This window comes from Lichenifustis flavocetrariae, assembly GCF_026130545.1.
GTDB lineage: Bacteria > Pseudomonadota > Alphaproteobacteria > Rhizobiales > Beijerinckiaceae > Lichenihabitans > Lichenihabitans flavocetrariae.
Window position 1 is genome coordinate 22180 of sequence record NZ_JAMOIM010000042.1, and the last position, 19858, is coordinate 42037.

A 19858-nucleotide genomic window follows, 5' to 3' on the forward strand; every position below is an offset into this window, starting at 1 on the left:
TCGGCGCGCAGGCGCCATGGGCACCTCCCGTCAGGGAGATGCCGAGGTAAGCCGAAGCAACGCGGCCACTGTGTGATGCGGCTGATACCGTGACACCGAACCTAGCCGGATCGCTCGATCGAGGCGTGAACCGAGTTCGCGGAGCGACTATGCGCAAATGCGTTCGCCTAGGTTGGGGCAGGCGTGATCGCGTCCTGCCTCAGGGACCAACACCGCCTGCGACGGCCTGCCGCTGAGAACTGTCGATCGGCCGAGGACCTGGAGCGCATCAGTGCTGCAACGCACGTCGTCGGTTGGAAGGCAGGTTCCTCAAAGGCTACCTGATGACAGGCCTGCACGGCCTGCTCAACAGCTACGGAGCCTTCGTCCGCATATTGGACTCCATGTTCAGCCAGCGCCAAATGGCTGGAGGCGAGTCCGTCGCTCGTATGATCGCTTCGACGTTCCTCCCGCACCCCGGCGCTTTCCGATCCCGTTCATCACCTGCGGCCGGCAGTTCGGCTGGCCGTTTCGCCGGCTGCCAGTTCGATGATTTCCTCCGTGATCCCGTTTTGCCGCACGATTCTCTGGACCGATTGCAGCTCAGCCAGCTGACGCTCGATCTGGCTGTGGGCGGATGTCATCGATTGAAGGCGCGCTTCGTTCTCCGCCGCGAACGCGTGGAGGGCCGCCGTGCAGAGTTCGGCGTGGACGTAAGCCGCCGTCAGTTCGCCGATGAGTACGGTCGGTTCGAGCGTCACGAAGGGGTCGTTCCCCTTGGGGCTGGTCAAGGTGGTCAGGTCTATCGGGAAAAGGCGGCGGCGTTCGACGCGACAGCCGTGCCCGGGCTCCCACCGGCTGAACATCGCGTCGAGACGGTCGATGTCACCGGCGGCGATGCGTTGATAGAGCGCCTCGGCGATCACGTCCGCGAGCTTGGGAATGCCGTCCGAATGGGAGGGCATGGCGCCTGACCATTCAGGCGAGATGGCCCTCTCGCGAGCGACCGTCCCGCCACGCGTTCCTATGAGGTACAACTTGCAGTGGCCCAGATCCGCTCGGGCCGCATCGAGGAGGCGCTCGCTGAAGGCGCCGGCAAAACCCTGTTCGGCGCAGAACACGACCAGCGCGGAGCCGGTCTGCCGATGTGCGGGGTTTTTCGGACGGATCGCAGGCGGTAGGGATAGGGCCTGTCCGATCGCCGCCGCGATCGCGGCCGCATAGCTGTCGACGGAGGCGAGCTGGCCTCGGGCCTGCTGGGCGCGGGCGGCCGCGATGCCGCGCATCGCATTCACCACCGCACCGAGCTGCCGGATGCCGTCGATCCGGGCGCCGACCTCGGCGAGACGCTCGGTCACGCCGGCTTGGCCGATGTCGTGGCCGGCAGCAACGTCTTCACGTAGCGCTCCATCACGGCGCCTAGCGCATGCCTCGTCGCGTCGTCGAGCACACCTTTGTCTTCGATCTCTCGAACCTCCAAAGCGGCGTCCTTGTCGAGCGCATCGCGCAACCCTTTGCGGACCGCGTCCACGGTCGGCAACGGGATCGTATCGAGGAGGCCGAACTGCACTGCGAGCACCAGGGCGACTTCGTCGGCCAACCGCAGGGGCGAATGCTGCGGCTGTTCGAGGATCGCACGGATGCGGGCGCCCCGCGCGAGCTGCTTCTGGACCCGTGTGTCGGGCATGCCGCCGAACCGGGTGAACGCTTCCAGTTCGAGGAACTGGGCGTAGTCGAGGCGTAGCGTCTTGGCCGCGTCGCGAAGAGCACGGGCCTGGGTCTTGCCGCCGACGCGGCTCACGCTGGTGCCGACGTCGACCGCCGGCTTCTGGCCCTGGCGGAACAGCTTGGCGTCGAGCACGATCTGGCCATCCGTGATTGAGATCAGGTTGGTCGGAATGTAGGCGCTGAGATTGCCCGCATCCGTCTCCGCGATGGGGAGAGCCGTGAGCGACCCGCCGCCTTTTTCCTTCGAGAGCTTGGCGGCCCGCTCCAACAAGCGCGCATGCACGTAGAACACGTCGCCAGGATAGGCTTCGCGGCCGGGCGACTGGCGCGTCAGGAGCGCGATCTCGCGATGGGTCGCGGCGTGCTTGGTCAAGTCGTCGATCACGATCAGGGCGTGCTGACCGCGATCGCGGAAATACTCGGCCATCGTCATCGCGGCGAACGGCGCGATCCATTGCAGACCGGGGGAACTCGCGGCCTCGGCGAACACGATGATGCACCGCTCCGGGGCGCCGCCGGCGTGGATGGCGTCGATGGCGCGGCGGATGCTCGAACTCTTCTGGCCCACCGCGACGTAGACGCAGACCATGTCGCTCGATTTTTGGTTGATGATCGTGTCGATCGCGATCGTCGTCTTGCCGATGGCGCGGTCCCCGATAATGAGTTCACGCTGGCCCCGGCCAAGCGCGAAGAGCGCGTCGATCACGATCAGTCCCGTCTGGACGGGCTCGGTGACGAGGTCCCGGTCGATGATCGCCGGCGCCGGTCGCTCGATCGGCTCCTTGCCATCCGCCGCGATCGGCCCCTTGGCGTCGAGCGGCCGACCGCGCCAGCGATGAACACCATCGCGAGGATCGCGAAGATGTAGGCCTGGACGGCCCCGGTCAGCAGGTCGAGCGCCATGAGCGGGATCGGGACGAGGAAGCCGGCAAGCGACAGGACGATGCCGATCACGAAGACGCCGCTCATCACGTTGCCGAACAGGCGCACGAGGAGGGAGAAGGTGCGCGTCAGGCTCTCGATGAAGTTGAGCGGGATCATGACGGGATTGGGCGAGGCGAAGGTCGCGAGGTAACCGCGCAGGCCGCCGGCGCGGATGCCGAACCAGATCACCGCGACGAAAACGAGGAGCGCGAGGGCGGCATCGGTTTCGAGCTTGGCGGTGGGCGGTCCAACTCCCGGAACGAGCGACGACCAATTGGCCACGAAGATGAAAACGAACAACGTGCCGACGAAGGCACGATAAGGTCCCGGCTCCAGCTGCATGGTATCCCGGATCTGGCCGTCCACCGTGTCGACGACAAGTTCGAAGGCGGCCTGCGTCCTCGACGGGACGAGGGTCAGTCGACGCGTGACGAGGACACTGCCCAGGGTCAGGACCGCCATGATAGCCCAGGTGACGATCACGGCCGCCGTGATCGTCACCGGACCGACGTGGAAAAGCGCGAGGCTGGCGAGGGGAGATGTCACCACGTCCTCCGGCGGGTACGGCGGGTCACGACCGCGCGGGCCAGGAGCACGCCGGTGGCCGTCGCGAGCAGCGGTGGCGCGCCCTCAAAGCTGACCAATGTCAACACGCCCCCCAGAACCACGATCCGGCCGAGCATCGCGGCCATGGCCAGCGTCAGCCGGCCCCCATCGGCGAACAGGCGCGTGTTCCACCACAGACCGCCGAAGTGGAGGCCGCCAAGCACGAGGCCCATGGCACAATGGAAGGCGAGACTCAGGGCGATGAACCAGGAAGACCAGCCATGGAACGACCAGGCGCTCATGCGGTCTGCGTCCACTTCCAGGCCGACCAGCAACCGAGCGCGGCCCCGAGCATCAGCAGGGGAGCGGTGCAGAACAGACCGGAGTCGAAGGTGCGGTCGAGCCACCGTCCGGCGAAGACGCCAATCAGCATGGGCACCACGACGATCCAGCCCAGAACGCCGATTTGGGCCAGTCGCCTCGCGACGGAGGGTTCGCCGTCGCGCAGCCAGGCCCGGTGACGCGCGTCGTGAAGCCTGACGCCGGCGAGAAGTTGGTCATCATCGACCTGGTCGGGGAGCGGCGCCGTCATCCGAAGGTATCCGACGGCGTCCGTCCCGCTTGGAGATGACGCACGATCTCGCGAATTGCGCGCAGTTGCAGGCGGGTGCTGTCGACCCGCTCAGTCCGCTCCGCCTCGATCTCGTCGCGGAACCGGCTGACGACGGTCTTTTCGAGCGTCGCGATGTCATCCCCCGCGATCGCCTCACGGATGGCGATGGCGATGTCGCGTCCGGGCGTGACGGTCAGGACGCCGCGCCTCACGGCGCAGCATCGTTGCTTCCCCCCTGCTGCCGTCCAACTCACGACGGAGATCGTCAGGCTGGTGAGATATTCGGCGTGCCGCGGCAGGATTCCGAAGGCGCCGCTCGCGTCCTCTCCCCGGAACGCGAGGACGCTTTCCTCGTCGACGACGGTCGCAAGCGGCGTGTCGATGCGCAGCTTCACGACGGCCGATCCGTCTTTTTCGCGTCCGTCTCCTTCTGCCGTGCCTCGTCCAGGTTGCCGACCATGTAGAGCGAGCTTTCGGCCCATTCGTCGGTCTCGCCGTCCAGGATGGCTCGACAGCCGGCGATCGTTTCCGCACGGGGGACGCTTCGGCCGGGAGTTCCCGTGAAAGCCTCCGTCACGGCAAAGGGCTGGCTGAGGAAGCGTTGGAGCCTCCGGGCCCGCTTGACGGTCTCGCGATCAGCGGCACCGAGTTCCTCGACGCCGAGCAGGGCGATGATATCCTGGAGGTCCTTGAAGCGGGCCAGGGCCTCGCGGGCGCGCTCCGCGACCCGGTAGTGCTCCTCCCCGACGAGGATCGGATCCAGGAGCGCCGACGTGGAGGCGAGCGGATCGATGGCGGGGTAGAAGCCCGCGGCCGCGAGGTCGCGCGAGAGCACGATCATGCTGTCCATGTGGCTGGAGATCGCGGTCACGGCCGGATCGGTGAAGTCGTCGGCCGGGACGTAGACGGCCTGGATGGCCGTGACCGCCGCGCCGGCGACCGACGCGATGCGTTCCTGCAAGGCCGCGACCTCGGTCGCGAGCGTGGGCTGGTAGCCGATCCGGGACGGCAGGCGCCCCAGCAGGCTCGACAGTTCGGCGCCGGCCTGGACGAAGCGGAAGACGTTGTCCATCAGCAGCAGCACGTTCTGGTGCTTCTGGTCGCGGAAGAACTCGGCGATGGTCAGCGCCGTGAGCGGCACCCGCCAGCGCGCGCCGGGCGGCTCGTTCATCTGGCCGTAGACGAGCACCGTGCGGGCCAGCACGCCCGATCCCTGCATGTCGGTCAGCAGCTCATGGCCTTCGCGCGAGCGCTCCCCGACGCCGGCGAAGACCGAAATACCCTGGTACTTCTCGACCATGGCGTGGATCAGCTCCATGACGAGCACCGTCTTGCCGACGCCCGCGCCGCCGAACATCGCGGCCTTGCCGCCCTGGAGAAGCGGCGCAAGCAGGTCGATGACCTTGATCCCCGTCTCGAACACCGCGGTGCTGGACGTCTCGTCTTCCATGGAGGGTGGCGAATTGTGGATGCCGCGTCGGGGCGTCTCCGGCGGCAGTGGCGGCCCTCGGTCCCTGACGGTGCCGACGACGTCGAGGAGCCGCCCGAGCACGGCATCACCGACCGGGATCGAGATCGGACCACCGGTCGTGCGAACCCGCGTGCTGCGAGCGAGGCCTGCGGTGGCCTGCAAGGCAATGCATCGCACGGTAGAGGGATCGACGTGACTGTGAACTTCGAGGACGAGCGGTTCGGGACGGTCCCACTGCACGATGAGGGCGGTATCGATCGCGGGGAGGGCCGCGCCGGCAAAGGTCACGTCGACGACGGCGCCCCGAACCGAGATCACGCAACCTTTCGCCGGACCTTCGTTCATGTCAGTTCCAATTGTTCAGATATGTGGGCCGAAGCGGCGCGCCGCCAGTTGGGCGGGACGCTTGCAGCGGGGAAGACTTCGTTCGAGCGCAGGCGTCGTGCCCGACCCGCCGACGAGTTTCACACGGCCCACATACGCGTCGGAGAATACGTAGTGTACGGGGTCTGCGACCCCGACGTGATCAGCAAAGTCGGTGACCGAGAATGCGAAAACGCTCGGCGCATCCGCAGCGATCGAAAACTCCCAGGCTCGGATGCCGCGATCACCTCTGCAAGTTCGTCGGTTAGGCGTCCGACAACCCCATCGTGAACCTGTGTTCAACCGACAGGCGACCACGAAGAGATGGTTCATGATGTGCCCATCCAAATCCACCGCCCCGATGTCGGGCCTCACCGGAAGAAGTATTTTCGGACAGTAAGTATCGAATATTGCACGAGACGGACGTCGACGCGAAGACGTTGAATCGCTGAACCAGCCGACATCTCCCGATGAACAGCTTCGTCCCGGTGCGGTCCCTTTCCTGTGATCGACCCTGATTTATCTCAATAGTTATCTCTAACCTGAAAAGCACCGAGCGATCCCGGGTAGCGACTGTTCAAAAACGGAACCTGTCCGACTCAGGCGATCGTCGCGTGTCGAGGAAACACTATGCTGGATTGGGATGACCTGAGGTTCTTCCTCGCAATCGCTCGTCTCGGAACCCTTTCGAGCGCTGCGAAGCATTTGCACGTGGCCCAATCGACGGTGGGGAGACGTCTTGCATCGTTGGAAAGCAGCCTGGGCGTCCGCCTCCTGAACCGGACTCCGGAGGGATACTTGCCAACCTTGGCGGGCGACGACGTCCTTAGGCAGGCGGAACGGGTGGAGGCTGAGGCGCTCGCGTTGGAGCGGCAAGTGGTGGGACGCGACCTTCGCATGGCGGGCCATGTCCGAGTCACCTGTGCCGAGACGATCGCCTGCAACCTCGTTGCGCCCTGCCTTGGGACACTGCACGAAACGCAGCCCGACATCATGATAGATCTAATTCCCAACCCAAAAGAACTCAGCCTCTCGATGCGCGAGGCGGACATTTCAGTTCGGCTGCGGCAACCCGACCAACACGATCTCGTCGTACGCCGCATCGGCACGCTCGCCTTCGGACTCTACGCCAGCCCCGGCTACCTCGAACGGCACGGAGAATGCGACTACGACGCTGGCTGCGCCGGGCACCGTCTGATCACCCAATTGGAGGGCATCCAGGACGCGACGCAGACGGACTGGCTTGCCGAACTCGCACCCCGGGCGCGTATTGGCATGCAGACAAGCAGCCACGCCGCCGCGCTTGCTGCCGCCAAGCAAGGTGGAGGCTTGGCCAGCCTCGTCCGCTTCTGCGCGGACGGCGAACCCGGACTCGTCCGTCTCAAGACCCCACCACTCCCGTCCCTCATACCGAGCACGGGCATCTGGCAGGTGGTGCACAAGGACAATCGCGAAACGCCCCGCATTCGAGTCGCCCTCGATCACATCACGAAGTGGGTCCGCCAGCGCGGCGATGAACTCAATCCCGTGCAGGACGAACCCGAGCTTGCCCCGGCGGCATGACGGCGCTTCGTTCGCAGCGTCGATAGCGCCACGCGATTCCATGGCGTCGAGCACGACGCCTCCACCATTTATGAGGTCGAACCGGTGAAGCAGCACGCCCACGCCGTCGCATGAAATAATCACCACGAAGCCAAGGTCTTCCACTTCGACGCCGATCAGATGGACAAGGTGTCCTGCATCCCGCCAATCCCGACATCCATATCCACCACAAGGCGAATTCGATCAGAAGCGGCCATGCCGCCGAGGACAAGGACTATCTGCATGCCGTGGTCGAGGCGATCGGCCCGGCCCGCTACGTCTTGCTGACGGGACCCGGTTTGGCCAAGACTGCATTGAGCTTGTGCTCAACGTCGTGAAATATGCGTTTCCGAACGGCGGGCACGACTCTCGGATACTGGTCACCTATGAGGCGGACGGAGCGGATTGGAAGCTCACGATCTCCGACAACGGCGTCGGAAAGGCTTCACAAGTCGGGAAGTCGTGCGGCGGATTGGGAACGATGATCGTCGACTCGCTCATCCGGCAGTTGGGAGCCACCATGGATGTCGTGAGCGGGAAAACCGGTGTCAGCGTGTCGATCGTCTCGCCGACATTCAAGTTGCTTCTGCCACAAGCAGCATGAACCGCAACTCGACGGGCCACATGGAGGCTTTCGAACGGTCGTCCACGGCGGAGCGTCTTCAGGTCTTGTTGCTGGATAACGGGTACGCGGGACTCACGTCCTTAGCTGCGCCTTGCTGATACGCAGGACGATGGTGACGCCCTTCGAGAGCCATTCGAAGTCGATCGAGCCGCCGAGCTGGCCCGCGACGGCACCGGTGACCAAGCGGCTCCCGTATCCGTCGTTCCCCTTCGGCGCGATGACCTCGGGCCCGCCTCGCTCCCTCCAGGTGATCACCGCCTCCCGGTCGTCGGCGACACAGGAAACGTCGAGCGTCCTGGTCGCGGTCGAGAGGGCTCCGTACTTGATCGAATTCGTCGCCAGTTCGTGAACGACGAGGGCCAGGGCCGTGGCGGAGGCCTCGCCGACGACCAACTCGGGTACGGTGACCAGGACTCGGTCACCGCCGGGTCCGTCGCCGGCATAGGGAGCCAGCAGCAGCGCGAGCAGGTCGGCGAGATGGGCCGCCTTTTCCGGATCGCCGACCACCGGACGAACGAGGTCGTGCGCGCGGTTGAGGGCGGACAACCTCAGCCTGAAGTCCTTGGACATCTCCTTCGAAGTCTCGGTCGACCGTTCGGAAATCATCGCCAGGGCGGAAGCGATCGAGAACAGGTTATTGACCCTATGTGCCATCTCGCCGGCGATCATCTCGCGCGCGTCCTCCGCCATCTTGCGCTCGGTCACGTCGAGGAAGACCCCGAACATGATGCGGCCGACGATGTCCTGGTCGTCACCCCGTTCGCGTGCCGAGACCCACCGCAACTCCTTGCCGCACAGGATGCGGAACTCGACCTCATAGGCGCCGAGGGCTTCCCGCGTCGAGGCGAACGCGGCCCGCACCCTGTCGAGGTCCTCCGTGTGGATGTTCGCGGACAGATCGGTGAATGTGACCGGCCCGTCAGGGACCCCCCACAGGCCGTGGGCACGCTCGTCCGTCGAGATTGCGTCGGTGTCGACGTTCCAGGACCACAACGCGACCCCCGCCGCGTCGGTGGCAATGCGCAGCCGGTTCGCATCCCAGACGGCAGGGGGAGCCTTTTGCGCCGTTTCACGATCCCCGGCGCTCAGCAACGTCCCGAGGGCTTCGCCCAGCGTCACGCTCTTGAATGGCTTTTGCAGCATGGGATGTCGACGGTAGGCCTCCCCGATGCCTTTCGTTCCGTACTCGGTGGAGAAGACGAACGGCACGCCCCGCGCCGCAAGCGCATCCGCCACGGGATAACTCTTCTCGCCGTTGAGGTTCACGTCGAGCACCGCCGCGTCGATCTCCTCGGCGTCGATGATCGCCAGGGCTTGTTCGACCCGCGCGGCAGGACCGACGACCGCGCACCCGAGCTGTCCCAGCATGTCCTCCAACATCCACGAGACCATCACCTCGTCCTGGACGACGAGGATGCGCCGTCCGGACAGCTGCTCAGTCATGGCTCGTCCACCGATCCCCTTTCGGGTTCGGCATCGCGATCTCGCAAGTCACTCCCGTGGCCTCGAAGGCAAGCCGCACCTCGCCGTTCAGGTCCTGTGCCAAGCCACCCTTAATCAGCCGCCGGCCGAAACCCCTGAATGACGGTGGGATGACGGGAGGGCCGCCGCTTTCGCTCCAATGCAAACGGACCCGATCGCCGTTCGGCATGGGTTCGAGCCGCCACGACACGTCGACCGTTCCAACGCTGGTCGAGAGCGCGCCGTAGGTCATGGCGTTCGTTGCCAGCTCATGGAACGCCATCGTGAGGCTCAACGCCTCCTTCGGCCGGAGGGAAACGTCGTTCCCCTCGATCGAGATACGGGTCTCAATCCCCAGGGTCGCTAGCGTCTGGTCGAGGACCTCCCGAAGGCCAACCCTGTCCCAGTTTTCCGAGCCGAGCAGTCCATGGGTCTTCGACAGGGCGAGGATGCGTTCCTCGAAGGCTTCGATGGTCCGCTCGTCCGTCATGCCGCGCAACGTCTGCCCGGCGATCGCCAGCACGGTCGCGAGCGTGTTTTGCGTGCGGTGGTTGAGTTCGTCGAGCAGGAACCGGAGCCGCTCCTCCTCCCGCTTGTGCCACGTCACGTCCACGAACGAGGCGAAATGCTGCACGACGGCGCCGGCTTCGTCGCGGACTGGACTGATGAAGACGGAAACCCAGATCGCGTGGCCGTCCTTGCGGCGGAAGCGGACGGGCGTTTCAAGATCGCGCCCGCCTTCGAAGGCCGTCCGGATCTCCGTCAACGCCTCGGGGTCGGTACCCTGTAAGATGAGGAAGTCGAACTTCTGGCCAAGCACCTCTTGTTCGTCGTAACCAGTCAGGTTGAGGAAGGCCTGGTTGACGAAGACGATCGGATTGTCCGGCGCCCTGGCGTTGCAGAACACCATCGGCATTCGCGTCGTCTCGGCGGCGACAACGAAGGGACCCAGGGTTTCGCGAAACCCTTCGACGTCGGACCCGGCGATCTTCTGCTCGCCGGACTTATCGGCCTGGTCCGGCATGGTCGTCTCCCTCCGCGCCCTTTGAAGGAGGACCGCACGCGTCGAGGGGTTCCTCCCTGTCGAGGAGCCGCAGTGCCGCGCGAAAGATCTCGCTCGCCGTGCGATCGCGGCCGGGGACGACCCACGCGATGACCGAACGTTCCAGTTCCGGCATCAAGGACACGTTCATGGTTTTACGTTTTGGAATCGCGGTGGCTTCCACAAGGAGCCTAGTAAGGGCTGTGCCAAGCGTTGGCACAAGCTTCCGATCCTCTATCGGATCGCTGAGATTCGCTTAGTGACTATGCGTTTTTGCTACGAAGCGGAAGGCGATTGAGAATCCAGCATTGTTCTACGCCAGCCTGGCATCTGGCAACGAGGCTATGGACCACAAACTTCTCTGGTCGCGTGGCACCCGACGCGATCGGGATTGACGGATCGAAGGCGCCCACCAGGCGCCGTTACCCAAGTGGTCGAACGGCCGTTTGACCACGTTTCGCCTCAAGCGGCATCCGGAACGTGAAGCGAGTCTCGTCCGTATCCGAGGTGGCGACGAGCGTGCCGCCATGCGCCTTGGCGATCTCGCTGGCGATGTAGAGGCCCAGACCGAGGCCTTGTTGGCTCGGGCGCGCCTTCCCGCGGAAGAATGGTCTGAACAAGTCGTCCAAAGTCGCCGGCGGGATCGGCGTCCCCGCGTTGGCGACCCAGAGCACGAAGGCGTCGCCTTCCGTGCCCGCGCCGACCCTGACGGGAGCGCCGGGTTCGCCATGCGTCAGGGCGTTGCCAAGCAGGTTGGAGAACAACTGCGCGATCCGCACGTGGTCCACGGCGATCGCTCGGTCGGCGTCGAAGTCGAAACGGGCCATGATCTCGCGAGACGGGTCGACGGACGCCAATTCGTTCACGACCTGTTCAAGGACCGGCCGCAGCGGCTTGGCCCCCTCCAAGACCAGGTCCAGCCCGTTCCCCAGGCGGGCGCGGGCGAAGTCGAGCACGTTGTCGATCAGCCCGCTCATCCGCGTGACGCTGCCTTGCATCATCGCGAGGATCTGTCGACCCTTGTCGTTGAGCGGCTGGCGCGACAGGAGCCTGGCACCCGAGTCGACGGAGGCGACGGGGTTGCGCAGGTCGTGGCCGAGCACGGCGATGAACTGCTCGCGCAATTCGGAAAGCTGCCGCTCCTGAACGAGCGCGGCCTGCGACGTCCGGAGTTGGCGGTCGGTCTCGATGTGCGCGGCGATCAACTCGGCGAACAGCTTGAACATGCCGATCGTCTCGGGATTGTTCAGCCGGGCCGGACGCGGGTCGATGGCGCAGAGCGTTCCGAAGAACGTCTTGTCCTTCAGCATGATCGGCATCGAGATGTAGCTCTGGAACCCGTAGGCCAGTGGAGTGTGATGCGAGCAGTAGACGGGATCGTCGGCGACGTTGCTGATGACGACGGCCTCACGGTTCTGCCGGATCTCATGGCATATCGTGCTCTCGACCTTCAGCTCGCCGCCCGGACCGAGGCCGAAGTCGATGTTGTCGAGGACCTGGCAGGCGATCCAACGCTCCTCGGTGACGCGCGCGACGGCGGCAAAGCCCATCCCGGTCGTGCGGCAGACCACGTCCAGGATGGTCGACACGGCATCGATACGGCCGATCGTGTCGATGTCGCCTTGGAAGTCGTGGGGTTTGGTGGGGATCTCGCGCTGGCTTGACATGGGCGAACTCGCTTTTGGAGTCAGGCCAAGTCGGCGCGCTCGGACAATTGCATTCTGGCATAGCGTACAACCGTCGCGCTCCGACGTCGACGGGGTCGGGCGCAGGCATTTGAGGCAGCTGAAAACACCCAAGCTCACGTCACGTTTCGGCTGTCGCTCCACGACTGGACGTTGGTCGACGGCTATATGACAGTCGATGAATGGTCCCTGCATTACGGAGTTGCCTCGGCGAGCGCTTCGCGACCTAACCGAGGGGGGACACGATCACGGGGGATACGCATTGACGAACGTTGCTCCCTCGCCCCGACCGGGTTCGGCAAGCGGCCAAGCGGGAGCCATCACGATGCACCAAACCGACGACGCCGCGGCCAGACAAGCGGCCTTCGAGACGGAGGTCGCGGGCAGGTTCGGGCTCCTGCCCAACTTCTTCCAGAGCGCGTCCGAGGCGCCGGGGCTGATCGCCGAGCTTTGGGGATTCGCCAGGTCCGCCTACATCGACAACCCGCTGCCGCCACTCTTCAAGGAACGGCTGTTCGTCCACCTATCGCGCTTCTGCGAGGTCCGATATTGCATCGTGCGCCACGTCGGCTTCCTCATCGGCCAGGGACATCCCGCCGGCGATCCGGAGGCGAAGCCGCAAAGTGTCGGCGAGGTCGTGGCGTTGCTGAGGCAGCCGAGTATTCCGGGCGTCAAATCCCTGGACGCGAGCCTGTCCCGTCTCGAATCCTGCGACTCGCCCCTGGCCATTCCCCAGCCGGCCACGCAGGAAGAGGCCGACATCTTCGCAGCTGCGAGCGTCCTCTTCCTTCACCCGACCAAGTCCGACCGGGCGCGAGGCGCCCTCAGGACCGCGCTCGGGGGCGCGACGAACGAACTGCTGACGGCCTTCCTCGCGTTCATCAGGACGGCCCATTATTGGACCGAGACCCATCCCGAGATCGCGTTCGAAAGGGACGTGGAGGATCTCATGCGGATGCACGAGGACCTCGCCGCGCTGCTTCTGACGCCGACGGGGGCGCCCGCGCGGAAGTCGGACAGCGCCTCTACGACGAGTTGATCCTCCTGCGGCAGGAACGCGACGATCGCGCGGCCCTCAGGAAATCCCTGGCCGAGACCCAGGAAGCGCAGCGTCACCAACAGTTGCTGATCAACGAGCTGAACCACCGCGTGAAGAACACGCTCGCCATCATCCAGTCGATCGCGATGCAGACGCTCCGTGGCGAGGACACCTCGCCCGAGGTCCGCGAGGCGTTCATGGCCCGCCTGATGGCGCTCGCCGACGCCCACGACATCCTCACGGCCGAAAGCTGGGATGGGGCCGACCTCAGGGCTGTGATCGTCAAGGCAGCCGAGGTGCACCGGGACGCTGGCGGTCGAAGCCGCTGCCGCCTTTCGGGACCTCCAATCCGCCTCACGCCGAAGACGGCGGTCGCGTTATCCATGGCGTTCCACGAACTTGCGACGAACGCCACGAAGTACGGCTCGCTGTCCATCCCATCGGGCGAGGTCGACGTGGATTGGTCGGTCGAGCGATCGGGCGACGCGGACCGGCTGAGGCTCATCTGGACAGAGCGGGGCGGCCCAAACGTCGTCGAGCGGACCCGCAAGGGCTTCGGATCGCGCCTGATCGAGCGTGGATTGGCCGGCGAGCTTGCCGGGGAGCGAGGCTGGACTTTCGCCCTGCCGGGCTCGTCTGCACGATCACGGCACCGCTCCCATTCGAAACCGAAGGCTTTCAGGCGTGACGACGGCGACGCGGGTGCTCGTCGTCGAGGACGAGATGATGGTGGCCATGCTCGTAGAGGACATGCTCGTCGACATGGGCTTCGACGTCGTCGGGCCGGCATACCGGCTTAGCGACGGTTTGCGGCTTGCGGAGCGCGAGCCAATCGACATCGCCGTCCTGGACGTGAACCTGAACGGCGCACGGTCTTTCCCCATCGCCGCCGCCCTGGCCGAGCGTGGCATCCCGTTCGTGTTCGCAACCGATTATGGCACGATGGGCGTGGAGGCGGAGTTCCCCCACGTGCCGGTCGTGTCCAAGCCCTTCACCTCGGGCAGGCTCAGCGAGGCCTTCGCCAAGGTGAGACCGACCGAAGTTTGATGCCGGGGCCTCATCGATGCCCTTGGGGGCCGCCTACCTGCGGGAACGTCATTCACTGGATGAGCGGCTTCGCTTGGGCACCCGTCGAAGCGTGCTGGAAAGCTGCTCGGCTGAATAGGGCTTGTGCAGCAGCTCGAAGCCGTGCGCGCCCTCCTCGGCAAGGACGTGGCTGTACCCGCTCGCGAGGACGACAGGCAGGTCGGGCAGGCGACGCCGAAGTTCCTTGGCCAGTTCGATGCCGCCCATGCCGGGCATGACCACGTCCGAGAACACCACGTCGAAGTCGGCGCCGCGCGCGCCGATCCTGTCCAGGGCTTCCTCGGCGTTGGCGGCCCATGTCGTCTCGTATCCAAGGTCCTGGAGGACCTGGGTCGAGAAGCGGCCGACCTCCACGTTGTCCTCGACGACCAGCACCCGGCGGCCGGCCCCGCCCGGCGACGCGACCAGGGCGGGGCCAACGACATGAGGCTCCGCCGGACCCACCTCGACCTCGGGCAGGTACAGGGTGAAGGTGGTGCCGCGCCCCAGCGCGCTCTCCACGTCCACGTCGCCGCCCGACTGCTTGGTGAAGCCGAACACCTGCGACAGGCCGAGACCCGTCCCCTTGCCGACGTCCTTGGTCGTGAAGAACGGCTCGAAGATGCGCGCGATCTGCCCCTCCTCGATGCCGGCGCCGGTATCGGTCATCGAGATCGCCGCGAACGGTCCCGCCGCCCCCGCGTGCCCCCTGATGGGCGGCATGGTCGACCCGCGACGCAGTCGCATCGTCAGGACGCCGTCCCCCTCCATCGCGTCGCGGGCGTTGACGGCCATGTTGACGAGGGCCGTCTCGAACTGGCTGACGTCCGCCCGGACGAAGCAGGCATCATCGGGCAGTTCGGTCACGACGCGGATGCGGGCGCCCGTCACGGTGTCCAGCAGGTCCGCCACGCCGCGCAGTCGCGCCCCGACGTCGAAGACTTCGGGCTTGAGGGTCTGGCGCCGCGCGAAAGCCAGGAGCTGGCTCGTCAGTTTGGCGGCGCGGTCGACCGTGTCGGACACGGCGTCGATGTACCGCTTGCGGCGATCTTCGACGAGGTCCGGTCGGCGAAGGAGATCCACTGACGACCGGATGATGGTGAGCAGGTTGTTGAAGTCGTGCGCCACGCCGCCGGTGAGCTGTCCCACGGCCTCCATTTTCTGGGACTGCCGCACGGCTTCCTCGGCCTTGGCGAGCTTGGCCTGCTCGCGCAGCCTCTCCGTCACGTCGGTCACGAACTGGTAGGCGCCGATGCGCTCGCCCTTCGCGTTCCTGAGGGTCCGGAACTTCACTTCGTAATAGGGACGGACGCGGTCGGCCTCGCCATAGTCCTCGACGAACGTGAATTCGTCCCCGGCTAACCCTCGTCCCCAGCCCATCCTGACCTGTTCGCGGTGCTCGGGCTGGTCGGCCAGGAGATCCAGCATGTTGTCGCCGACCTTCGGTCGGACGCCGTAGACGCGCTCGAACTCGTCGGCGTTGGCCTGGTTGATGGCGAGGATGTTGTAGTCGAGGTCGCTGACCATGATCATCACGTCGGTCGTCTCGACGATGGTCGCGAGAATGTCTCGCTCGGCCGTCCTCGCCTGGACAAGCGAGTGGAGCCGCTCGTTCGCGTCCTGGAGCGCCGCCTTGCGCAGCACGTGTTCGGTGGTCTCGTTGGTTATGCAGAAGAGCCCGACGACGGCGCCGTTCTGGTCGCGGACGGGCGAGTAGGAGAAGGACCACCACGTCTTCTCGTCCTCGCCGTAGCGCGCCATGGTGACCGGCATGTCCTCATGCAGGCTGGCTTCGCCCGTCAACGCCTTCTCGGCCCATGGGCGAACGGCTTCCCAGGCGTCCGGCCAAAGCTCGGGCAGTGTCTTCCCGAGTGCGTGCGGCAGTCGGGGCCCGAGGATGGGACGGTATGCGTCGTTGAACAGGAAGACGAGTTCCGGCCCCCATGCCAGGTATATGGATTCGGGCGAGTCGACAATCAGGTTGACGGCGACGTGGAGCGCCGATGGCCAGCGGTCGATTGGCCCCAGGGGCGTGGTCGACCAGTCAGGGTCGCGAATGCGGGCCGCCATACCGAACTCGTCATTCCCGCGAGGGTGCGAGCTTGTCATCCGGTCAGGCGACAGTCGGCACGGAAGACTGGCAGGTCATTGGGGGCACATCCGCGGTCTGTTTCATGACGCCGATGATACCGCGAGCCGCCGGCTTCTCAAGCCTCCAACGCCTATGCCAGTCCGCCGGCAAGTCGCATGAAGGCCGGCTCGTTCCGGCGCCCCCGACGGTGTCGCCGTCGCCCTACGACTCTTCGTCTCCGGCTCGGGCTAGGCTTCAAGCGAGCCGCTCGGATCGACTGAGTGCAGAGGGTACGCTCCATGGATCTGCGACGTCGCGCCGTCGTCGCCAACGCCACGGGACCGTCCTCAAGATGCCGGCGGGAGCTAGATGAGCCGACCGATCGTCGTGTGGTGGACAGCGTAGGATCGAGCGATGTCGGTGATGGATTCGCCACGCTAGCGTCGGTCCAGGGCTTCCCGTCGCTGGTGGGCGGTCAGCTTCGGCCGTCGTCCGAGCCGAACGCCGCGCGCCTTCGCGCGCTCGCGTCCCTCTCCGGTCCTGACCAGGATCAGTTCCCGCTCGAACTCGGCCAACCCGCCAGGATCGTCACCATCAGCCGGCCGTGCGCCGTCGTGGTGTCGGCCCAGGTGTCCCGCAGTGAACGGAACCCGGCGCCTCTCTTCGCGACCTCGTCCAGGATGTTCAGCAGGTCCTGCGTGCTACGGGCGAGGCGATCCAGTCTGGTCACGAGCAGGACGTCGCCGGCCTGGACGGAGGCGACGGCCCGCGTCAGCGCGGCGCGGTCGGTCACCGCACCGGACACTTTCTCCTGGTGAACCGTCACGGCGCCGGCGGCCTTCAACTCGGCAACCTGCGCTTCGAGAGACTGCCCGTCCGTGCTCACCCTGGCATAACCGACATGGGCCATGAGTCGCTCCGATTTCGCACCGGAGATTCGCACAACATAAGCGCCTGATTCAATTGGGTCCGGTTCGCCGTGCGAATTTCCTCCAAACCGCGATTACACGAACGGCCGCTTTTGAGAAGGGACACAGTGCCGCTGAACGATCTCGATGGGCGCACTTCTGACCGACCGCTCTGCAGCTCGCAGTGGCCGTGAGAAGACGGTTCGCTCTGTATTGCAGATCGTGAAACACTGACAGCGACCTGTAAAGACGGTCAGACCAGGTAGATCTGTAGTCGAATTGAATGGCTTCGGAACGCTTGAAGCCGACGACAGGCCCCCGACCCATCGTTAGCGAAGCGGGCTTTGCACCAGGAGACCGGCGGCGACTGCGATGACGCATGTGATGGCCACCAGCGCCGCTCCGGCCGATACCGGCGACGCATGGCTGGCCTTCATCAACCCGTCGGGCAGGCGGAGCGACGTGCTTTTGCCCGATGTCTATTCGCCGGCGAGGACCCGCTTTGTCATCGAAGCGAAGAGTAGAGCGGCGAGGGCGCCCCAGCGGCTGTAGTGGGTGATTGTCGTCAGGAAATCCCAGGCCGTGCCGCGCAGGATGAGCAACAGAAAGGCGACGAGGAGCAAGGCTAGGCCGCGTGAAATCCAATCGGTGCCGCCGTGGCTGCGGACCGCGGTGCAAGCGATGAGCAGCAGCCAGTAGACGGCGAAGCCAATACCGGCCGTGACCCCGATCGCGCTGGCGCGATAACCCAGAGCCTCGGCGTAGTCCGCGCCGCCAAGCCGACTGGCAAACCAGTCGATCACCACGAAGGCGATCGCAAAATAGGGGATGGCCGCCAGCCAGACGCCGACGGCGACGGGCACGCACAGCGCGATCTTGCCGATATTCTTCATCGTGGTCTCCTCAAGACATGGACCGAGGCCGCCGGTCGCGGGCTCATGATCCAGGAGACGGAGGAGCAAAATTCTTTCGCGGGCCGACTTCGTTCGATACGGACGCCGTGGCTTGGCCAGCGAGCCGATGCGAAAAATCGATTGGCCTCCGTCTCCCTCGATGAGCCATCATTCAGAGGGGCTCTCGAAGGAGCATCGGTCCCATGCGCAAGCCTTTCCCGTTCAGCCGCCGGAGCCTGCCGGCTCTCGTCGCGGCCCCGATGATCTTTGGCGTGGTCACATTGTCCGCGCTCGCGTCACCCGCTTCGGCGGACACGTCCGTTTTCCCGCGGCACGATTATTGGCGGGGCTTCGCTGTGACGGCCAACGGCCATTCGGTCTTCGGCGTCGCCACCGAAATGACGCATGGCGGCACGGTGGTCTTCCAGGTCAGCAAGACCGGGCAATTCATTCTCACCAATCCCGAATGGGATTTGACGGTCGGCAATCGGCAGCCGGTCCGCATGCGGGTGGGCGGCACCGACTACACGGCGGCGGCCATCGCCCGGTCGCCGACCGAAGTGGAGGTTGTCGACATGGCGCCGGACACCCTCGACCTGTCGGACACGATGCCGGTCACGATCGACGTCGGCAACGGCAACGTGCATTGGACGCTGGACCTGAAAGGGTTCGACGCGGCGATGCAGGACGCCGTGAGGGCCTTCATGGGGACCTGATCTAAGAAGAAGAGCAGGAAGGCGGCCCCGAAGGATCGGCCAGGCTCTTGCTGATTTTTCGAGACGCCAGCGAGCCGCGGGCTGCTCAAGCCTGACTGAACATTCTACACTCTTATGCTGAGCAGCCCGCAGAGCGGGCGTGTCGAAGCATCGAGCACGTCTGAGGTACCTGCCGATCCTTGGACGCGGCCTCTGCGAGGCCTGCTCAGGATGAGGGGTCAGACTTCTTTCCGAGCAGCGTCTCGAAATCCAGCATGGTCAGGATCCCGAGGCGCGGGCCACCAACCTATGCGGGGATCTGGAGGTCCCCGCGTGCGGTCTATTTCGCGGCGCTCGGCCAGGGCGGGACCGATTTCGTCTGGCCCGGCCGCAAGCCCCCGACGTGGCGAAGCATCTCCCCGTACTTCGGATCGCCTCGCTTGTAGGTGAAGAATCCGTGGCCGGTGATACCCCTCGCCGGATCCCGTGCGATCAGGAAAAACGTGAGGGTGCCGTCCGACGCCATCTGCGCCGTTCCGATGCTCGCCTCCGTGGCGCGGGCATCGGCGCTCGCCGCACACACGGCCACCACGAGAACCGCGAGTATGAAGCGGCAAGGGTCTTTGGACACGGGTGTCTCCTCTCTCAATGTGGATGAGCACGCCGTGGAATGCCGCACGCGAGAATGGTCCGAATATGGAGAGCGGCTGGAATGACCTCCGCGTCTCCCAAAACCTCGCGACCCTCCGTCCTCAGAGATGATCGCCGCGCCGGGCTGCCGCCCGGTGCTGGCGGCTTCTCTCGAACGGAGACAGGTCATGACACCATTTCAGCAGATCGCACCGGATCTGGTCCGGGACGGTCTGGTCAAGAACAAGGAGTGGGTGCCGATCGCGGGTGATCGGGCGGCCCAATGCTTCTCCGATCCCGAACTGCAACGGGCGGCCGCGTTTCTCGCGGCGCTTCATCCCTTCGCCATCGACTATATCGAGCAGGCGCCAGCGCTCGTGCTCGCCGCGTTGGGGGCCCGCCGGCTGGTGACCCGACAGGGGCGCATGCACCTCGCGCAAAGCTTCATCGTGGTCTGCGAGCCGGGTCCGCGCCTGGGCAAATTGATGCGGCTCTATGGCCTCGCCCCAGAGCTTCGGGCCTTGAATGGTCACGTTCTT

General features: G+C 65.4%; 18 protein-coding genes and 3 pseudogenes. 7 read left to right on the plus strand and 14 right to left on the minus strand.

Going from position 1 to position 19858, the window contains the following annotated elements:
• Positions 1–479: 479 nt before the first annotated feature.
• The 7 genes and pseudogenes from M8523_RS30150 to atpD form a co-directional block, all read right to left on the minus strand.
• Positions 480–1337, minus strand: coding sequence for a F0F1 ATP synthase subunit gamma (locus M8523_RS30150; RefSeq protein WP_282588554.1), 858 nt, complete (start codon positions 1335–1337; stop codon positions 480–482).
• A pseudogene (locus tag M8523_RS30155) lies at positions 1334–2533 on the minus strand (F0F1 ATP synthase subunit alpha); the annotation flags it as partial. The pseudogene M8523_RS30155 and the gene M8523_RS30150, both read right to left, overlap by 4 nt.
• A complete protein-coding gene (locus M8523_RS30160; protein ID WP_282588555.1) occupies positions 2416–3177 on the minus strand; it encodes a F0F1 ATP synthase subunit A in 762 nt (253 codons plus the stop codon). The gene M8523_RS30160 and the pseudogene M8523_RS30155, both read right to left, overlap by 118 nt.
• On the minus strand, positions 3174–3479 hold the full coding sequence (locus M8523_RS30165) for an ATP synthase subunit I (protein ID WP_282588556.1): 306 nt from the start codon (positions 3477–3479) through the stop codon (positions 3174–3176). The genes M8523_RS30160 and M8523_RS30165 overlap by 4 nt, the downstream gene beginning before the upstream one ends.
• Entirely contained in the window at positions 3476–3769 is a 294-nt protein-coding gene (locus M8523_RS30170) for an AtpZ/AtpI family protein (protein WP_282588557.1), read from the minus strand. Before M8523_RS30170 ends, M8523_RS30165 begins: the two co-directional genes overlap by 4 nt.
• Positions 3766–4185, minus strand: coding sequence for a F0F1 ATP synthase subunit epsilon (locus M8523_RS30175; RefSeq protein ID WP_282588558.1), 420 nt, complete (start codon positions 4183–4185; stop codon positions 3766–3768). Before M8523_RS30175 ends, M8523_RS30170 begins: the two co-directional genes overlap by 4 nt.
• Positions 4182–5606, minus strand: a complete 1425-nt coding sequence (gene atpD / locus M8523_RS30180; protein WP_282588559.1) for a F0F1 ATP synthase subunit beta — start codon at positions 5604–5606, stop codon at positions 4182–4184. Before atpD ends, M8523_RS30175 begins: the two co-directional genes overlap by 4 nt.
• A 648-nt stretch (positions 5607–6254) precedes the next feature.
• Here atpD and M8523_RS30185 point away from each other — a divergent pair.
• Together M8523_RS30185 and M8523_RS30190 are read left to right on the plus strand one after the other, a co-directional pair.
• Positions 6255–7187 carry a LysR family transcriptional regulator gene (locus M8523_RS30185; RefSeq protein WP_282588560.1) on the plus strand — a complete coding sequence of 311 codons (933 nt, stop codon included), beginning with the start codon at positions 6255–6257 and terminating at the stop codon, positions 7185–7187.
• 322 nt (positions 7188–7509) lie between these two features.
• A pseudogene (locus M8523_RS30190) lies at positions 7510–7809 on the plus strand (ATP-binding protein); the annotation flags it as partial.
• A gap of 93 nt (positions 7810–7902) precedes the next feature.
• Here M8523_RS30190 and M8523_RS30195 read toward each other — a convergent pair.
• From M8523_RS30195 to M8523_RS30210, 3 genes are all read right to left on the minus strand, one after another.
• Entirely contained in the window at positions 7903–9273 is a 1371-nt protein-coding gene (locus M8523_RS30195) for a sensor histidine kinase (protein ID WP_345894328.1), read from the minus strand.
• Positions 9266–10315, minus strand: a complete 1050-nt coding sequence (locus M8523_RS30200; RefSeq protein WP_282588562.1) for an HWE histidine kinase domain-containing protein — start codon at positions 10313–10315, stop codon at positions 9266–9268. Before M8523_RS30200 ends, M8523_RS30195 begins: the two co-directional genes overlap by 8 nt.
• A 440-nt stretch (positions 10316–10755) precedes the next feature.
• Positions 10756–12000 carry a GAF domain-containing sensor histidine kinase gene (locus M8523_RS30210; protein WP_282588563.1) on the minus strand — a complete coding sequence of 415 codons (1245 nt, stop codon included), beginning with the start codon at positions 11998–12000 and terminating at the stop codon, positions 10756–10758.
• 343 nt (positions 12001–12343) lie between these two features.
• On the opposite strand from M8523_RS30210, the gene M8523_RS30215 reads away from it, so the two are divergent.
• The 3 genes from M8523_RS30215 to M8523_RS30225 are packed head-to-tail and all read left to right on the plus strand — an operon-like array spanning position 12344 to position 14104.
• The gene (locus M8523_RS30215) at positions 12344–13057 is read left to right on the plus strand and encodes a hypothetical protein (RefSeq protein WP_282588564.1); all 714 of its coding nucleotides are present in this window, start codon (positions 12344–12346) and stop codon (positions 13055–13057) included.
• Positions 13054–13857, plus strand: coding sequence for a sensor histidine kinase (locus tag M8523_RS30220; protein WP_282588565.1), 804 nt, complete (start codon positions 13054–13056; stop codon positions 13855–13857). Before M8523_RS30215 ends, M8523_RS30220 begins: the two co-directional genes overlap by 4 nt.
• Entirely contained in the window at positions 13793–14104 is a 312-nt protein-coding gene (locus tag M8523_RS30225) for a response regulator (protein ID WP_282588566.1), read from the plus strand. The genes M8523_RS30220 and M8523_RS30225 overlap by 65 nt, the downstream gene beginning before the upstream one ends.
• A 48-nt stretch (positions 14105–14152) precedes the next feature.
• On the opposite strand, the gene M8523_RS30230 is transcribed toward M8523_RS30225, so the two are convergent.
• The 3 genes from M8523_RS30230 to M8523_RS30240 form a co-directional block, all read right to left on the minus strand.
• Entirely contained in the window at positions 14153–16231 is a 2079-nt protein-coding gene (locus M8523_RS30230) for a hybrid sensor histidine kinase/response regulator (RefSeq protein WP_428351632.1), read from the minus strand.
• A 512-nt stretch (positions 16232–16743) separates the two neighbouring features.
• Positions 16744–17103: a recombinase family protein gene (locus M8523_RS30235; protein ID WP_282588568.1), complete on the minus strand. Its 360-nt coding sequence runs from the start codon at positions 17101–17103 to the stop codon at positions 16744–16746.
• A 477-nt stretch (positions 17104–17580) separates the two neighbouring features.
• Complete coding sequence (locus tag M8523_RS30240; RefSeq protein ID WP_282588569.1) at positions 17581–17994, minus strand: hypothetical protein; 414 nt, start codon at positions 17992–17994, stop codon at positions 17581–17583.
• Between the two features lie 203 nt (positions 17995–18197).
• Between M8523_RS30240 and M8523_RS30245 the strand changes: the two genes are divergently transcribed.
• A complete protein-coding gene (locus M8523_RS30245; protein ID WP_282588570.1) occupies positions 18198–18710 on the plus strand; it encodes a hypothetical protein in 513 nt (170 codons plus the stop codon).
• A 319-nt stretch (positions 18711–19029) separates the two neighbouring features.
• Here M8523_RS30245 and M8523_RS30250 read toward each other — a convergent pair whose 3' ends face one another.
• The gene (locus M8523_RS30250) at positions 19030–19320 is read right to left on the minus strand and encodes a hypothetical protein (protein WP_282588571.1); all 291 of its coding nucleotides are present in this window, start codon (positions 19318–19320) and stop codon (positions 19030–19032) included.
• 187 nt (positions 19321–19507) lie between these two features.
• On the opposite strand from M8523_RS30250, the pseudogene M8523_RS30255 reads away from it, so the two are divergent.
• Positions 19508–19858, plus strand: a pseudogene (locus M8523_RS30255) (hypothetical protein); the annotation flags it as partial.

Bases quoted from the DNA above. Each gene is read 5' to 3' on its own strand.
- M8523_RS30200 (WP_282588562.1), bottom strand. From the start codon at position 10,315: ATGCCGGACCAGGCCGATAAGTCCGGCGAGCAGAAGATCGCCGGGTCC.
- M8523_RS30225 (WP_282588566.1), top strand. From the start codon at position 13,793: ATGCTCGTAGAGGACATGCTCGTCGACATGGGCTTCGACGTCGTCGGG.
- M8523_RS30240 (WP_282588569.1), bottom strand. From the start codon at position 17,994: ATGAAGAATATCGGCAAGATCGCGCTGTGCGTGCCCGTCGCCGTCGGC.
- atpD (WP_282588559.1), bottom strand. From the start codon at position 5,606: ATGAACGAAGGTCCGGCGAAAGGTTGCGTGATCTCGGTTCGGGGCGCC.
- M8523_RS30210 (WP_282588563.1), bottom strand. From the start codon at position 12,000: ATGTCAAGCCAGCGCGAGATCCCCACCAAACCCCACGACTTCCAAGGC.
- M8523_RS30235 (WP_282588568.1), bottom strand. From the start codon at position 17,103: ATGGCCCATGTCGGTTATGCCAGGGTGAGCACGGACGGGCAGTCTCTC.
- M8523_RS30215 (WP_282588564.1), top strand. From the start codon at position 12,344: ATGCACCAAACCGACGACGCCGCGGCCAGACAAGCGGCCTTCGAGACG.
- M8523_RS30230 (WP_428351632.1), bottom strand. From the start codon at position 16,231: ATGACAAGCTCGCACCCTCGCGGGAATGACGAGTTCGGTATGGCGGCC.
- M8523_RS30165 (WP_282588556.1), bottom strand. From the start codon at position 3,479: ATGAGCGCCTGGTCGTTCCATGGCTGGTCTTCCTGGTTCATCGCCCTG.
- M8523_RS30170 (WP_282588557.1), bottom strand. From the start codon at position 3,769: ATGACGGCGCCGCTCCCCGACCAGGTCGATGATGACCAACTTCTCGCC.
- M8523_RS30185 (WP_282588560.1), top strand. From the start codon at position 6,255: ATGCTGGATTGGGATGACCTGAGGTTCTTCCTCGCAATCGCTCGTCTC.
- M8523_RS30195 (WP_345894328.1), bottom strand. From the start codon at position 9,273: ATGACTGAGCAGCTGTCCGGACGGCGCATCCTCGTCGTCCAGGACGAG.
- M8523_RS30245 (WP_282588570.1), top strand. From the start codon at position 18,198: ATGCGCAAGCCTTTCCCGTTCAGCCGCCGGAGCCTGCCGGCTCTCGTC.